Source organism: Rhizobium sp. BK538, from assembly GCF_014197575.1.
GTDB lineage: Bacteria > Pseudomonadota > Alphaproteobacteria > Rhizobiales > Rhizobiaceae > Rhizobium.
In genome coordinates this window covers 25,388-40,730 of the sequence record NZ_JACIFT010000004.1, presented here as the reverse complement: position 1 = coordinate 40,730, position 15,343 = coordinate 25,388, and the positions used below count along the sequence as shown (strand labels likewise).

Genomic DNA, 15,343 nt, shown 5'->3' with positions numbered 1-15,343 from the left:
GGAACACTTACAGCCTTCTCACGTCTATCTTCGGCACGCGGCCGTCATGGCCGAGTCCCCTATACACTCTGGCGACGGCACCGCCAGACCGCTCGCCGTCGCGGTTTTCGGTTGCGGCTGTTGGTTCGAAGGCACGGCTGACATGCCTAGTTGCGGCAAATCGCTCGTCGTGTCCGGCAGCGGGACGCGAGGACCTGTCGGCTGCGGTAACTGCGCAGGCGCCTCCTCAGCTTTCGGCTGAACGCTGCGTACGCGAACGACACGGGATTGGATTTCCGGGCGGGCAGGTTCATAGCCAAAGGCCATCGGCATGCTCCTGTAGCCGCCCTCGTCCGGATAAATCGCATTGCCGGGGCGCCCGAGCGTCGGATCAATGCCCTGCGCAGATCCAAATGGATTCCAGATTTCTCCGTCCAGCATCCCGACGATCGTGTAGCCGTACATTATTCCGAGCAACTGTCTTTCGGTTGCCCGCGCATCGCAGAGGCGCAACCGTACCTGGATCATTCCGAAGTTGCGCGCTTGCGTATGAGCGGATCTGCTCGAACGGATCTGCTGCCAGCCATAAAGACAGGTATCGCCTGAACCACTCTGGCCAGAGGCATAGCCGAACGGTCCATAGCTGTTTTGCAGATAGGTCGTGGATCGCGTCATTTGCACGCCGGGAACGGCGGCAAATGCCTCGCGGATTATCCCGTTTTCGCTGATCATTTGATACGAGGCGTTTCCGATACCGGGATTGGAGCCTGATGCCCCAAGGAACTGCACCTTGAGAAAATTCTGCCCGGATACGGAAGACGACGTGTAGAGCGAAATCATCTGCTCGGTGCCGTTGCCGCGCTTGTGCTCTACGACGCTGACGATCGAGGGGCCACCGGGCGGAGGCAAGGCCAGCGCCTGCTCTGCAGGTACCGTTTCGGGAATATTTGGGGCCCTGACGTTTCCCGACGACTGGCATCCGACCACGAGCCCGCAAAGCAATGCCAAGCATGACGCCTTCAGCAAACTGAACGTTTCGGGTCGCCGCAATCGTCTTTCCTCACATCCATGCGCATGGTTTCGCGGTGGACTTCCGAATCAACGACCCTTGAGGCCGCCACCCATGGTAAACGACGATTATGGTTAACCCCAAGTTAATGCGTGGGGTCAGGATAGCTCTCGTGGAGAAACGGTTCGGGCAGCCATTTCAGCGCTTCATTTTCCGGCCTTCTGCCCCAGCCACTTCGCTTCGACATATTTGACCAGCAGCAGGGGCGGTACTTGGGGTCCGCAAGCCCCTCATGGAGCACGTTCATGATGACGAAGCAGGTGTCAAGGCTGATGAAGCGGCCGCATCGAGCGCGCCCTGTTCATCATCGAATGGTATTCGTGACCTCCCAGATTCACTCGATTACACGTGGAGTGACGATGCGGTCCTGAGGCGCAGGAAGTCGAATCAAGAAATGCTTGAGTACTGGGTAACTTCAATTAGAAATATCTAATAGAGCTCGCGCTTATCGTGTGGTATAAATCGAATATCGCTGGGAATTATGTTCGAAGATATTGAGCGAGGGCCTAACATGAGCTCGATTGTATTTGTTCCTCCCATAGGTTTTCAGATAGTCACTCGCGAGGACGGCAATGAGGTGGCCATTGGCGTCTCGGCCACGGGAGAGACACCCTCGGAGAGCCCCTTAAACAAGTATCCTCCCGACACACCGGTTGTGGTAAGAAAGCCACCCCCTACTGACCGTGGGCCAATCGTAGCTGCTACCCGAGTAGATGAAATGTTTCCCCTTCCGGGGGGGCCGGAGTTTCTCACTCTTCGCTCTCTAATGGACAACCTGTCCACCATACTTGGCGAAAACCAGTCTGTAACATTGCGAACGGAGGGGCTATTGGAAACGGGTGCGCTGCTGGCCGCTATGGCGGAGCGTGCTCCACCTTCCACGCAACTCACTGTGTTTCTTGACCCAAGATCCACTCACTTCCCGTTGGGATTTGAGCAAATGGTGGGATGAGATGACTGACGCCGCTGCGGTTGGGGACGATAAAGCGACCGGAGCTGCGCCGGTTGGGGAGGCTAAAACGACTGGCGCTGCGCCGGTTGGTGACGATGTCGTTAAGCGCAACAGTGAAGTGCGTTCCAACATACGTGATATGGCTCGCTGGCTCATCGTCGGCCTCGGTGCAATTGTAACCTTTGCAATCGGCGGGAGCAGCCTGACCCAACTGGGGTCAATGGGGTTTGGCTCGCGATTTTGGTTTGCCACCTTCTCATTGGTGCTGGGGTTGGCCGCGTGTGTATTGCCTTTGGTCAGGGCCATCGACCTCATGACCATGCGCATCTATGCGCGCGACGAGGTGTTCACGAACCAGCGTTTCGAGAGAGCACGTAGCGAGGTAGAACGCCTCATTCTTCGAGACAAGCTGTACGAACCCTATCGGAAATTTGGAACGCTCAACGACTTGTTCGAAGAGATCACTGCTGAGATCAAGGACCAGATGACCCGCGGCGAGGACCCGGACTACACGGCCTACGATGCCGTAGAACCTAACGTGCGGCAGGCAGTCGAGTACGCGCTCACCCAATACACTCGCGATCGCTTTGATGCGTTGCTCAGCAACATGAAGTGGGTTCTTCCCATATTTGGAGCGCTTATTCTGGTTTTTCTGATCCTAGCCAATCCAGGAAAGGAGGATCCCAATAAGCAAGTGCCACCGTTCCCTCTAAAGATCGCCTGGAACGCGTCCGATGAGGCGGTTCTGAAAGCGGCAGGAATAGGCCAGGGATGCACGAAGGTTAGTCAGTCTGCACTCTACGTGCTTACCGAGGGACTTCGTCCAGAGGTTCTCGCGGTTCCGCCTGATCTGCAGACGGGCTCTTGCAAGGTCGTTCGAGTTACCCTCGACAGCGACCGACATCTTGCGTTGCCGTAAGCCAGAGTGTCTTTTACGTCTGTCGCAAGTCGATGCGGCTCTCGATCCAGACGACGAGAGCGGTCAGTTCTTCACTTTGATTATGATCGTGACGCGTCGACGGCAGCTCCTTCGCGCGAGCTTCGGCCGCGGCGATATCATCTTTCTCCCCGTGGGCCAGGTCCGCCTCGTTCGGCAGCGCCGTTGATGCCGTCGAGTGCACTCGGCGCTTCAAGGGCGGATATCGTAGCGATAGGCTACCCCTTGGCCGACCTCCTTGCAGACTCCGTAAAATCACGACGGCAATGTGAATGCGCTAAATTAGCGGGCTTGCGGAACGATACGCGCTATATCCAGATTTTGACGCCGATCCAGCCGGCAATTCTGGCGGACCTGTTGTGGACCGAGATGGCGGCTGATGACAGGTCTTAAATGGATTTGAACTTTGAATGCCCTCAAAGGGGTAACCTACACCGGCCTGCTTGGCGCAAAAAGCTGATCAGAAAGGCTGATCCTGTATCGAAAAATAAGGGTCGACCACGCCTTCGAACGCACCGGAATATAGTGCTGATTTTCCCAACACCGTCGAGGATGTTGGAGCCTTGGCGGTCTTTTTGCTCTCCGACAAGGCAGCCGCGTTGAGCGGAAGCGAAATTATCGCCGACCAAGGCATGTCGAGCAGGCTAGGAGCATTCTGAAGCACGTTGGCACGGGCAGTGCGGTGAAACGATAATTCCGTGCGCGGCCGCATTTTCGCCGCCACAAGTGGCGCAAGCTTTCCTTTCCTTTCAATCATCAGCGGGCAATGACCGTTGTCGTCTCCACAGACCAGCAAGATTCTCGCCCCCATTTTGGTCGTTGCGGTTAGCCGCTGGATCACGCTTCGCTGCTTAACGCTTGCTCGTGGGCCAATGTGGGGCCATTCTCAGGGGTGATCCTGGCGGTACGCCGAAGCGAGAGGTCAGGCCTGTAACGCTTGATCTTAGCCTCGGCAGCGCCCAACGCGGGCTCGACTTCAAAAGCACTTGTCGTGGTGCCTTTTCTCGACGGATCGCCGCGGTGAGGAGGTTTTCCATGTCTGCGTGCCATGTCGAACATTTGTTGCAACCGGGAGACCAAGCCCCGAATTTTGTGCTGGATGCGATTTCGCGCCAAGGGAAGATCGCACTTGATGACTTTCGCGGCCGCAGCCCGTTATTGATCGGTCTGTTTCGGGGCCTGCACTGTCCGTTCTGCCGCCGCCATGTCGCGGCGATGGCACAGCTCAACCCGGCCCTGCGCGAGAAAGGCATCGAATCCCTGGTCGTTGTAAGCACCCCGGTCGAACGCGCACGGCTCTATTTCCGTTACCAGCCGATACCCAATCTTCTTGCCGCATCCGACCCGGAACGGGCTTTGCATCGCGCCTTCGGCTTGCCCGTGCTCGAGTTCACCCACAATGAGACCGACTGGCCATACAAGGTCGGAATGGACGTGGTCATGGCAATGCGGGTCGATCGACCGGGAGAGTTACCTGAACCGATGCCCCCGCCCACAGCAGGTGATCTTCTCAACAAGAAGGACCGGTACGAAATTTTAGAAGCCGATCGGCAGGTGAGCCTGGCCGGACATATGCAGCTTGTCGGTCACTTCTTGCTCGATCGAGAAGGTGTGGTACGCTGGAGCTTCACGGAAGTCGAAGACGAGGGGCGAAATGTGTGCCAGGCGCTCAATCCCGAAGAATTGCTGTCGGCAGCTTCCCAACTCGCCGAATAACGACGAAGAACGAGAGCTGATGCTACCGAAGTCGTTCGTTGCTCTGCGCCACAAGCGGCCCCGCCTTGTCGTGTAGCGCCTCGGAGCCCGAAAACTAAATGTTGTTCTCAATCTGAATGGTGGATAGCCACAGCAAGAAGCGGGTCAACCCAGGAGGCGCCAAACCGACCTTCAGGTGCGGTTCGCTTTCCACCAGCGTAATGTAACATCCAGAAACCTATTTTGAGACGACATCGCGTTTGGTTTCGATAAAGTTACCCTCGAGGGGAGTAATCATCATGGATGCAGGGGCTCGCGACGACGCGCATCAAATCGACTGGCATAGCTTCGCCATGGTACTAACAATGCCGATGGCGATTGCCGCGGTTTCATTTGGATGCCAGTTCTTTTTGTAATAGGGCACGCTCTGCTAAGCCGTGCCCGGGCTGCATGCACTGGTTGAGGCTCATAAGGAATTATTCCGCGCCGTCGTGCTGATCGCCTCGGATGGTCCGGCCCTTCCGCCGCGCGGCCGACCGTCTTTCTGGGATCTCGCGGCGCGATTAGCTTTGACATTTGGGTCGATGCGCGCAAAGGCGGCCATCATTCCGGCAACTGGGACGGTCTTCTCTCCGATCCTGCAATCCAGCTTGCCCATGCGATCGCCAGTATCACTGAGCCCTCCGGTATGGCTCCCGGTGAGTATCCCGGACGCGAAGGACTCGCGTTGATGGCCGGGCTTTATTGGGACCTCGGAGAGCGAAACGTTCCGGGAGTATCAACTGGCGATCTGGCTCGTAAGTGAGCGCGCGGATGGTGGCAGTTTCTACATAGGAGCGGAATTATCTGCCCTCTCTCACTTTACAGCAGACGATGTCTGCCGCCGCTTCGACAAGCGACAAGCGACAAGCGACAAGCGACAAGCGACAAGGAGGTGGTGGCGGATTGAGGAACGCAACGACCTCCGGAGAAGGATCGTCCAGAAACGCTTCTGCAAAGCCCTGCTACCCCGAGGCATAGACGCCAACAGTAGCTCCATTCATGCGTTCAATATACGCTGTCACACCCATTTCAGTCCGGCTCCCAGCCTTGGGATCGGCTCGATGTGCGGCTTCGGTCGCGAGCGGTCGTTTCCCACGGACTGAAGAGCCTTCCAGGCGCAATGTTCAGAGCGTCCGTCGGGTCTCAGTCACCGCTCGGGACGCGGGTTTATTGCTGGCACCCAACTACTGCGCCGCCCGAAGCGGGCCGAGCGTCACGTCGGTTGTGTAGTTCTCGCGCATGAAGTTGATGAAGTTATCCTGGAACTGGCGGGTATGGGCGTGGGCCAGCTCGTCGGCCAAATCAACGTTTCTGTCCCGGATCGCTTCCAGCATCTGATTGTGTTCGTCGGTTAGAAGATAACCCTCGTGCGTCCTCTCTAGGTATTCGAAATGCAGATGAAGCATGCGCTGCCCTTGGGAGAGGAGCTTCTCGTAAAAGGACGCGAGGTACTGATTTTTGCCGGCATAGGCGATCGCCATGTGAAACTCTTTGTTCGCCTCCGACATCGCAAGGTGGTTTCCCGTTTTAACCGCAGCTGCAAACGCTTTATCGCGCTTGGCGATGACCTTCAGGTCGGCCTCGGTGCGTAGCGCGGCGGCCAGGCGCGTATTCATGCGTTGGGCGATATCGAGCGCCTCAACATATTTCGGGAAGGTCGCAACCTCGATCGGCGCGACGATCGTGCTCCGGTTTGAGAGTGTGACGACCAGTTCATCGGCGCCAAGCCTGATGAGCGCTTCGCGGACGGGAGAGCGCGACATGTCGAAGCGTTCGGCAAGCGTCATCTCGTCGAGAAGCTGACCGGGCGGAAGTGTCAGGGCAAGAATCTCGTTTCGAAGCGTCTCGTAGACGCTTTTCCAGCCCGTTCCCCGGATCCGTTTCACTTCAGTTTCGTCAGACACTTAGATCCCTTTCATTCGCGATGGCGTCATTGGGCCAGAAAAACAGCATGTCGGCAATGTAATTTTTCTTCTTGACTTTGTCGACACGGTGTTGACTGATATCAACCAGTCGACACGCAGCCGACACATAAAATCAGAAACGGCTAGAGCCGACGAGTGGAACAACGCGCTTCGCGCACAGCAAAGAGGAATGCCGATGCTTACGAAGATGATAACGTCCGCCTTGCGGACGCTGCCTGCGCTCGCCCTTATGGGTGGCCTGTCAATCACAGCGGCTCATGCCCAGACTGCCGAGGGATACTGGCAGGGCGTTCAGAAGGCGGGCGTTTTGAAATGCGGCGCGGCAGTTGCTCCGCCCTACATCATGCGTGACCCGGCAACCGGCGACTATTCCGGTTTCTATGCAGACCTTTGCCGCGAGTTCGCCGACGTCCTCAAAGTGAAGCCGGAATTCGTCGACACGACCTGGGACAACATCGTGGCAGGCCTTCAGGCCGGGAAATGGGATGTCTCACTCGCTCTCAACCGCACGCCTGCGCGCGCCATGGCCGTCCAGTTCTCGATCCCGGCGATGGAATACCAGATCTCTCTTGTCTACAATAAAATCAACCCGAAGATTCCGGAGGGTGCCGCATCTGTTGCCGACATCGACAAGGCCGGCGTGACGATCGCGGTCATGTCCGGCACGGCCCAGGACAAGGCGATCTCGGCAGTCGTGAAGAATGCCACCGTCATGCGTCTGCCCGGCAACGACGAAACGCGTCTCGCCCTGACCTCCAAGCGCGCTGACATATTGGTCGACGCCTCCGATACCAACCAGCTTCTCACGCAAGCCAATCCCGACTGGGCCGTCGCCTTGAACCCGACGCCGGCACTTGCCAAGCAGGGCGTGTCGTTCGGTCTGCCGCACGGTCTGTCTGCCGCCGACGTCGAAGTCGTCAACATCTTCCTCGAAGAGAAGGTCGCGACCGGTCACGTGGACGAGTTGATCCGCAAGGCCGTCGATCAGGTCCTCAAGGGTTCGAATTGATCCCGTCGGGCGTCGGCGGCTGAGCGCCGACGCCACCCCTCGCTTTTCAGACGAACCGAGATCGGCCATGACCATGTCTTTCAGCCTTCCCCTCGTGAAAATGCAGGCGCTCCACAAAAGCTATGGTGATGGAGCAATCCAGGTGCTGAAAGGCATCGACATCGAAATGAAGCCAGGCGAGCGGGTCGTCGTCATCGGCCCTAGCGGCGGCGGCAAAAGCACGTTGCTACGGGTCATGATGGGGCTGGAGAAGATCGACAGCGGGTCGATCAGCTTCGACGGGAAGGCCTACATTTCATCGCAAGGCGTTGGCAAGAAGACCGTAATCGACACCAATGTCCGCCGATCGATCGGCATGGTCTTTCAGCACTACACACTGTTTCCGCATCTGAACGTCACGCAGAACCTCATCCTTGCACCCTGCAAGGTCCGCAAGGAGCCCAAGGCGAAAGCTGTGGCGCGCGCACAAACGCTCCTCGAACGCTTTGGACTTGCGGCCAAGGCGAAAGCCTATCCGGCCCAGCTTTCGGGAGGGCAGAAGCAGCGCGTCGCGATCGCTCGTGCCCTGATGCTCGACCCAAAGCTGATGCTCTTCGACGAAGTCACGTCGGCCCTCGACCCCGAACTGGTCAGTGAAGTCGAACAGGTTATCCTTCAACTGGCGTCCCAGGACATGCCGATGATGATCGTCACTCACGACATGTGGTTCGCCAAGAACATCGCCTCACGCGTGATCTTCTGTGCAGGCGGCGTGGTCGTCGAGGACGGCCCGCCGGAGCAGGTACTGGGCTCGCCAAAGGAGGAGCGCACCAAGGACTTCATCGACCGCGTCTTCCACATCAAGCAATAGGAGGCGGTTGTGAACTATACGTTCGACTTCAATGCGGTGTCGATCTCGCCGCTCCTGCAAGGGCTCTGGGTTTCCCTCGAGTTGACCGCAGCGGCCAATGTCATCGGCGTCGTCCTCGGTTTTGTGCTGGCCCTTTTCCTCATGAGCCCTTATCGGATGATCCGGCTTCCCTTCATGCTGTTCGTAGAGTTCTTCCGCTGCACGCCGGCGATCGTCCAGGTCGTCTGGATCTTCTACTGCGTGCCGATGATCTTCGACGTCTTCCTCGACCCGATCACGATGGGCGTCTTAGCCCTCGGCTTGAACCTCATGGCCTTCAATGCAGAGGCTTATCGCGCCGCGATCCAGGCCGTTCCGCGCGAGCAGCTCGATGCCGGGATTGCGCTCGGCCTCTCGCCTCTGCAGCGTATCCTCTACATCGTCTTTCCGACCGCCTTCCGGGCCTCGATACCTGTTCTCTTGACGAACGGCATCGTCATCTTCCAGCAGAGCGCGCTGGTGGCGATCGTCGCGATCCAGGATCTCATGTACCAGGGCAAAACGCTTGCCACCGAAACCTATCGTCCCATCGAGACGTTCACGGTCGTGGCTCTCATCTATTTTGCCGTGTCATTCCCGATAACGCAGATCGTCGGCCTCCTTGAACGCCGCCGGCAACTTCTCGCCAGTTAGGAGGCCAAGGATGGCACTCGACTTTTCGATCCTTCTGCGCTTCGAGCATGCGCTTCTGCTCGGCCTTTGGACCACCGTCAAGCTGACCGTGATCTGCATCGTGCTCGGATGCTCCCTCGGCTTCCTCGTCGGTCTCGCCAGAACGTCTCGCAGCATGGCGCTGCGGGCAATAGCGGGAGTCTATGTCGAGTTCTTTCGCGGCACGCCCGTCCTTATCCAGCTCTTCTGGATATTCTTCTGCCTGCCGCTGATCCTCGGCGTTGAACTCTCGAACCTTGCATCAGGCGTTATCGCTCTGACGCTCTACATGGGTGCAATAACCAGCGAGACGTTTCGCGCCAGCCTTAAGTCGATCGGGCACGAGCAGATGGATGCCTGCGTTGCTCTGGGGCTGTCGCGCAAGGTCCAGGTCGTCAACGTGGTGCTGCCGCAGGCGGTGCTGCGTGCAATCCCGACGCTTTTGTCGAACTGCGTCAGTCTCTTCAAGGAGAGCGCTCTGGTCTCGGCCGTCGGCATGGCTGACCTGATGTTCGTAGGCCAGAACATTTCGAACAACACGGCGCGGCCGGTCGAGGTCCTGACAGTCGTTGCCCTGATCTATTTCGTCATCGCGTTCCCGCTGACGAGGGCAGTCTCGCTCATCGAGGGCCGCATCCTCAAGAAGCTCGCCATCTAGTCGTACCCATTCGAATAAACAGGAGAAACCCATGAACATGAAATTGTCCGGCGTCATGCCTGCGCTGATCACCCCATTCGACGCGAACGGCAAGGTCGACTTCAAGGCCTTCGAGAAACATCTGACGGCGCTGCGCGCCGCAGGCGTGACCGGATGGGCGCCGATGGGATCGACGGGCGAATACCCCGCGCTCTCGAACGCTGAGCGCGACGAGGTCCTGACGTTCGTCAAGGATTTCGCCAATGAAGGTGAGGCCCTTATCGCCGGAACCAACGCTCCGGCAACCCGGGAGGTCATCGAGAACACGCTTCGAGCCAAGGAGATCGGCTACGACACGGTGCTGCTCGCAACGCCGTTTTACACCCGCCCGACGCAGGAAGAGCTTCTGGCGCATTTCCAGAAAGTGCTTAACGAGACCAACGTCAATCTCGTCCTTTACAGCTACCCCTACAAGGACGGCCTCGAGATCGGCTTCGATATTCTGGACGCGCTCGCTGACGATCCCCGCGTCCTCGGCATCAAGGAAAGCTCTGGATCACTGCAGCGCGCGATCGACATCCACGCTCGCTACGACGGCCGCATCGACCTCATTTCGGGATCGGACGACCTCGCGCTCGACTTTATGTTCTGGGGCGCGGATGCTTGGATCTGCGGACCGGCAAACTGCATGGCGAAGGCATGCGTCGATCTGGACCGGACCTTCCGTTCAGGCGACTTCGCCAAGGCGCGCGAAAAGATGATTGTGCTCTATCGTGCAATGAACATCCTCGAAAGCGGCAAGTTCGTGCAGAAGGTCAAATATGGCTGCGAGCTACAGGGATCGTCGGTCGGCAGCTGCCGTGCGCCGCTCGGTGAGCTGACCGCTGAGGAAAAGGCCGAGTTCAAGGCTGCAATGCAGCCGATCCTCAACTGGTAAGAGCTTGGAGCGGTTTGGCTGCTCCATATTCCAAATTCTATGAGGTCGTCGTGGCATCTACCGTGGTCGTCGGAGCCGGCATCATCGGCGTGGCAATCGCTTACGAACTGCAGCGTCGCGGCAAGCAGGTCACCTTGCTTGACAGGAGTGCGCCAGGATCTGGCGCCTCCTTCGGCAACATGGCGAGCATTGCCGTCACCGAATTCATGCCTGCCTCTCGGCCGGGCATCTGGGCGCAGATGCCGAAGTGGATGCTCGATCCGGAAGGACCGGTGCGTGTGCGGCCGGGCTACATGCCGAAGCTCGTCCCTTGGTTCCTGCGTTTCCTGGCGGCAAGTCGTCCCTCGAAGCTTCGTGAGCTTGAGGCTTCGGGCGCGGTACTGTGCCGGCGGGTTCACGAAGACCTTGACGCTCTTCTCAAAGAGACGGGACTGCGACACATGCTGAGCGCTGAGGGTTGCCTCAGCCTTTATGCGGACGACGCGGAATTTCGCGCGGATCGGGAGCACATCGAAATCCTGGAACGCTTCGGCTTTCGCCATGACGTTCTTGGCAAAAATGCCATCCGCGAGCTTGAGCCGGCGGTGACCAAGAAGATCGGCAAGGCAGTGCTGTTTCCCGACAACCGGTCGGTTGCTGATCCTTACAGGCTCGTTGTCGCCCTTGCCGAGAAATTCCGGTTGCTCGGCGGCCTGATCGAGGAGGGCGAAGTCGTTGCATTTGACCATAGCGACCCTGGTGTCGCGGCACTGCGGCTGGCCGACGGGCGAAGAATTCCCGTCAAAGAAATCGTGCTTGCCGCGGGCGCGTTTACAGGACGGCTCTCTGCGCTTCTTAAAGAAAACATCCCGCTTGAAACAGAGCGCGGCTACCACACGCAGATCATGGATCCCGGCATTTCAATGCGGCACTCGATTATCTGGCCGGCGCGCGCCTTCATGGTGACGCCGACCGCGGGCGGTATCCGGGTCGGCGGTACCGTCGAAATGGCCGGCCTCGATGCACCGCCCGATTTTAGGCGTGCAAGGGTATTGGTAAAACGGGCCAAGGAAGCTCTTCCAGAACTGCAAGCCCGCCAGACGACGGAGTGGATGGGACATCGCCCGGCTCTGCCGGACACCGTTCCCGTCATGGGACCGTCGGCCAAGCGCAAGAATGTCTGGTACGCAACGGGCCACGGGCATCTTGGTCTCACCTACGCGGCAACCACCGGCCGCTTGATGGCCGACCTCATCACGGGCGTCGAGCCGCCCGTGGACATGAAACCCTATCGCGTCGACCGGTTCTAGAACCGGCCGCGTGGCTACAAAAGAGGGAACGATATGCGAAACGAACTGTACATCGATGGCAAGTGGACGAGGCCGGTGAAGGGTGGCACCTGCGACGTCATCAACCCTGCGACCGAAGAGGTCATTCAGGTGATTGGCGCCGCAACCGCCGAGGACGTCGACATCGCCGTCAAGGCGGCGCGACGGGCCTTCGACAAGGACGGATGGCCGAAGCTTACGGGCGCTGAGCGGGCCAAGTACCTGCGCGCGATCGCAGATGGTATCCGTTCCCGGCAGGCGGAGATTGCCCGTCTCGAGGTCCTCGACAACGGCAAGCCCTTGCCGGAGGCCGACTGGGACGTCGCTGACGCTGCCGGATGCTTCGACTTCTACGCAAGTCTGGCCGAGCAGCGCGACAACAACCCGGAAGAGCCGATCACTCTCGCCGATGATCGCTTCACCTCGAAAGCGGTCAAGGAGCCGATCGGCGTGGCGGGCGCCATTATTCCATGGAACTATCCCCTTTTGATGGCCGCCTGGAAGGTGGCGCCGGCCCTTGCCGCCGGATGCACGGTCGTGCTCAAGCCCGCCGAGCTGACGTCGCTCACCGCGCTTGAGCTTGCGGCCATCGCCGATGAGGCGGGGCTTCCTGCAGGTGTCTTGAACATCCTCACGGGCGCAGGTTCCGTTGCTGGTCAGGCGATCATCGACCACAAGGGGGTCGACAAGTTGGCGTTCACGGGATCCGGTCCGGTGGGCTCAAAGATCATGGCTGCGGCCGCCCGCGACATCAAACGCGTCAGCCTTGAGCTTGGCGGCAAGTCGCCATTCGTGGTGTTTGAAGATGCCGATATCGACGATGCTGTCGAATGGATCATGTTCGGCATCTTCTGGAACCAGGGTCAGGTCTGTTCTGCAACCTCCCGCGTACTTGTCCAGGACACCATCTGCGACCGCCTCCTGGCACGTCTTGTCGAGGAAACAAACAAGATCACGATTGGCAATGGTCTCAACGAGGGCGTTCTTCTCGGACCGCTCGTCTCGAAGCGCCAGTATGAGCAGGTTATTGGCGCGATCGAAGGCGCCCGGCTTGCCGGTGCGACGATCGCGTGCGGCGGAACACGACCCGAAGGGTTCGACAAGGGCTACTACCTGCGGCCGACGGTGCTGACCGACGTTCCCCTCGACAGCGACGCCTGGGTCGAGGAGATCTTCGGTCCCGTCGTCTGCATCCGGCCTTTCAAGACCGAGGAGGAGGCCATCGAACTCGCGAACGACTCGCGTTTCGGTCTCGCCGCTGCGGTCATGTCGAAGGATGATGCCCGCGCCGAACGCGTTGCCGCCGCCTTCAGGGCGGGCATCGTCTGGATCAACTGCTCGCAACCGACGTTCACCGAGGCGCCTTGGGGTGGGTATAAGGAATCCGGGATCGGCCGCGAACTCGGCCGTTGGGGTCTGGAGAACTATCTCGAAACCAAACAGATCACGAAATACGTCACCGACAAGCCCTGGGGCTGGTACATCAAATAGGGGGCCGCAGGATGCGCTTTGATCGATCCCTCGAACTGCTGCTCGTCCATTGCCAGGGTGAACTCGGGCATGTCCTGGTCAGTGGCGCTCCGGAAATCCCCGGTGCGACCATGCTCGATAAGATGAACCACATCAACACGGTCGATGACAGTCTGCGTCGGTTCGTCACTTTTGAACCGCGCGCCAACGTTGCCATGTCGGTAAACCTGCTTGTCGCGCCGACGCGTCCCGATGCCGATGCCGGGTTCATCGTCCTTCAGGCCGACCGCGCGCACCCGATGTCGGGCAGCAACTGCATCTGCGTCGTGACAGCGCTCCTTGAAAGCGGCCGCGTGCCGATGCAGGAGCCGGAGACGACGGTCCGACTGGATACGCCAGCGGGCCTGATCATCGCTCGAGCCCGGTGTAACAACGGCCGCTGCGTAAGCGTCAGTCTCGACAACGTGCCAAGCTTCGCGGAACTCCTCGATCACGAGATCGACACGCCGGCATGGGGTCGGATCAAGGTCGATATCGCTTTCGGGGGTGTGTACTACGCGCTCGTTGATGTGGCCGAGGTCGGCGGCCTGACCATCGAGCCGGCGAATGCTCGCGAGCTTGCAGAGGCGGGCATCGAGCTGAAGCGCCATCTCGCCGAGCAAGTAAAGGTGGCGCATCCGACGCTGCCGGGCGTCGACGAGATCGCCTATGTCATGTTCCGCGACCAGGAGCAGGGCGGTACTGTCCGGACGTGCACCACCCTGCAACCCGGTCGCGTCGACCGTTCGCCTTGCGGCACCGGCAGTTCCGCTCATCTGGCAACGCTCTACGCACGAGGCCTTGTTGCGGTCGGCGATACGCAGACCTCGCGTTCCATTATCGGCGGGGAATTCCTTGCCGAGGCGATCGGCGAGACGGAGATCGGCGGTCGGAAGGCAATCCTTCCCCGTATCACTGGACGCGCTTACGTTTACGGACGCTCGAAGCTGAGGCTTGCAGAAGACGATCCCTTCTCCGGCGGCTTCGCGCTCTCTGATACATGGGGACCGCAGGTCGGTCTATTGAAGGGAGGAACGAGGCATGACCAAGCCGCTTGAAGGACAGGTCATCCTAGTCACCGGGGCAACAGGCGGTATCGGGGCGGCGATCGTCGAGCGCCTCGCCATGGAAGGCGCTCGACCGATCATTCACTTTGGGCGAGACCGACATGGAGCCGAGGCACTGTTGGCCAGGATCGGGGGACACGGCTGGCTTATTGAGGCCGACCTATCCGCGCCAGAAGGCTCGTTTGAGCTCTGGCGGAAGGCTGTCGAGGCGGTCGGACGTGTTCACGGGCTCGTCAATAACGCGGGAATCCGCACAGAGATCTTGATCGACGCATCGGCGGAAGAATGGCGGTCCGCCTGGCAGAGGGAGTTCCAGATCAATTTCTTCGCCGCGGCAGATCTTTCCAAGGAGGCGATCCGCCACTTCAGGGCAAATGGCGGCGGCCGCATCGTCAATATGGCGAGCCGCGCCGGACAGCGCGGATATGCGGCGGACGCCATGCCTTACGGTGCTACGAAGGCGGCCCTCCTCAACCTGACAAAATCGATAGCCCGAAGCTTCGGTGCTGACGGTGTGGTGGCGGTTGCGATCGCTCCCGGTTGGGTAAGGACGGAGATGGCGGAGGATTTCATCGCGACCCACGGGAAGGCTCAGGCCGTCGCCGATATCCCGATCGGCGAGATGGCATCACCGTCCGAGGTCGCCGAACTGGTCGCCTTTGTTTTGCGCCCGAGCCAGACGTCGCTCAATGGGGCGACATTGGATGTCAACGGCGGAAGCTACATTCGATAAAGGGA

The 15,343-nt window shown here is 59.3% G+C and carries 15 protein-coding genes and 3 pseudogenes; 13 read left to right on the top strand and 5 right to left on the bottom strand.

The window, feature by feature from the left end; all coding sequences use genetic code 11:
* Positions 1-24 precede the first annotated feature (24 nt).
* Together bcsN and FHX09_RS29650 are read right to left on the bottom strand one after the other, a co-directional pair.
* The gene (gene bcsN, locus FHX09_RS05860; RefSeq protein WP_246699393.1) at positions 25-987 is read right to left on the bottom strand and encodes a cellulose biosynthesis protein BcsN; all 963 of its coding nucleotides are present in this window, start codon (positions 985-987) and stop codon (positions 25-27) included.
* Positions 988-1,194: 207 nt separating this feature from the next.
* Positions 1,195-1,325, bottom strand: a pseudogene (locus tag FHX09_RS29650) (3-hydroxyacyl-CoA dehydrogenase family protein); the annotation flags it as partial.
* Between the two features lie 676 nt (positions 1,326-2,001).
* Between FHX09_RS29650 and FHX09_RS05850 the strand changes: the two are divergent.
* Positions 2,002-2,919: a hypothetical protein gene (locus tag FHX09_RS05850; protein WP_132594764.1), complete on the top strand. Its 918-nt coding sequence runs from the start codon at positions 2,002-2,004 to the stop codon at positions 2,917-2,919.
* A 13-nt stretch (positions 2,920-2,932) separates the two neighbouring features.
* On the opposite strand, the gene FHX09_RS05845 is transcribed toward FHX09_RS05850, so the two are convergent.
* Complete coding sequence (locus tag FHX09_RS05845) at positions 2,933-3,121, bottom strand: hypothetical protein (RefSeq protein ID WP_210301512.1); 189 nt, start codon at positions 3,119-3,121, stop codon at positions 2,933-2,935.
* 17 nt (positions 3,122-3,138) lie between these two features.
* Between FHX09_RS05845 and FHX09_RS29645 the strand changes: the two are divergent.
* Positions 3,139-3,311: pseudogene (locus FHX09_RS29645) on the top strand (serine protease); the annotation flags it as partial.
* Between the two features lie 86 nt (positions 3,312-3,397).
* On the opposite strand, the gene FHX09_RS05840 reads toward FHX09_RS29645, so the two are convergent.
* Positions 3,398-3,778, bottom strand: coding sequence for a hypothetical protein (locus FHX09_RS05840; protein WP_183719390.1), 381 nt, complete (start codon positions 3,776-3,778; stop codon positions 3,398-3,400).
* A gap of 194 nt (positions 3,779-3,972) precedes the next feature.
* Here FHX09_RS05840 and FHX09_RS05835 point away from each other — a divergent pair, with 194 nt between their 5' ends.
* Together FHX09_RS05835 and FHX09_RS29640 are read left to right on the top strand one after the other, a co-directional pair.
* A complete protein-coding gene (locus tag FHX09_RS05835; RefSeq protein WP_132594768.1) occupies positions 3,973-4,653 on the top strand; it encodes a peroxiredoxin-like family protein in 681 nt (226 codons plus the stop codon).
* A 446-nt stretch (positions 4,654-5,099) separates the two neighbouring features.
* A pseudogene (locus FHX09_RS29640) lies at positions 5,100-5,320 on the top strand (M20 peptidase family dipeptidase); the annotation flags it as partial.
* 538 nt (positions 5,321-5,858) lie between these two features.
* Here FHX09_RS29640 and FHX09_RS05830 read toward each other — a convergent pair.
* Positions 5,859-6,578 (bottom strand): GntR family transcriptional regulator, encoded by a 720-nt coding sequence (locus FHX09_RS05830; protein WP_132594770.1) that lies wholly within the window; start codon positions 6,576-6,578, stop codon positions 5,859-5,861.
* A gap of 196 nt (positions 6,579-6,774) precedes the next feature.
* Here FHX09_RS05830 and FHX09_RS05825 point away from each other — a divergent pair, with 196 nt between their 5' ends.
* From FHX09_RS05825 to FHX09_RS05785, 9 genes are all read left to right on the top strand, one after another.
* On the top strand, positions 6,775-7,608 hold the full coding sequence (locus FHX09_RS05825) for a transporter substrate-binding domain-containing protein (protein ID WP_183719394.1): 834 nt from the start codon (positions 6,775-6,777) through the stop codon (positions 7,606-7,608).
* A gap of 67 nt (positions 7,609-7,675) precedes the next feature.
* Entirely contained in the window at positions 7,676-8,458 is a 783-nt protein-coding gene (locus FHX09_RS05820; RefSeq protein ID WP_184449452.1) for an amino acid ABC transporter ATP-binding protein, read from the top strand.
* A gap of 9 nt (positions 8,459-8,467) precedes the next feature.
* Complete coding sequence (locus FHX09_RS05815; protein WP_184449450.1) at positions 8,468-9,130, top strand: amino acid ABC transporter permease; 663 nt, start codon at positions 8,468-8,470, stop codon at positions 9,128-9,130.
* A 10-nt stretch (positions 9,131-9,140) separates the two neighbouring features.
* Positions 9,141-9,806 carry an amino acid ABC transporter permease gene (locus FHX09_RS05810; protein WP_184449448.1) on the top strand — a complete coding sequence of 222 codons (666 nt, stop codon included), beginning with the start codon at positions 9,141-9,143 and terminating at the stop codon, positions 9,804-9,806.
* Positions 9,807-9,843: 37 nt separating this feature from the next.
* Positions 9,844-10,722: a 4-hydroxy-tetrahydrodipicolinate synthase gene (gene dapA / locus FHX09_RS05805; RefSeq protein ID WP_184449613.1), complete on the top strand. Its 879-nt coding sequence runs from the start codon at positions 9,844-9,846 to the stop codon at positions 10,720-10,722.
* A 50-nt stretch (positions 10,723-10,772) separates the two neighbouring features.
* The gene (locus FHX09_RS05800; protein WP_183719397.1) at positions 10,773-12,011 is read left to right on the top strand and encodes an FAD-binding oxidoreductase; all 1,239 of its coding nucleotides are present in this window, start codon (positions 10,773-10,775) and stop codon (positions 12,009-12,011) included.
* Positions 12,012-12,044: 33 nt separating this feature from the next.
* A complete protein-coding gene (locus tag FHX09_RS05795; protein WP_132594782.1) occupies positions 12,045-13,520 on the top strand; it encodes an aldehyde dehydrogenase family protein in 1,476 nt (491 codons plus the stop codon).
* 11 nt (positions 13,521-13,531) lie between these two features.
* Positions 13,532-14,596 carry a proline racemase family protein gene (locus FHX09_RS05790; protein WP_184449446.1) on the top strand — a complete coding sequence of 355 codons (1,065 nt, stop codon included), beginning with the start codon at positions 13,532-13,534 and terminating at the stop codon, positions 14,594-14,596.
* The gene (locus tag FHX09_RS05785; protein ID WP_132594786.1) at positions 14,580-15,338 is read left to right on the top strand and encodes an SDR family oxidoreductase; all 759 of its coding nucleotides are present in this window, start codon (positions 14,580-14,582) and stop codon (positions 15,336-15,338) included. Before FHX09_RS05790 ends, FHX09_RS05785 begins: the two co-directional genes overlap by 17 nt.
* The last annotated feature ends 5 nt before the right edge of the window (positions 15,339-15,343 follow it).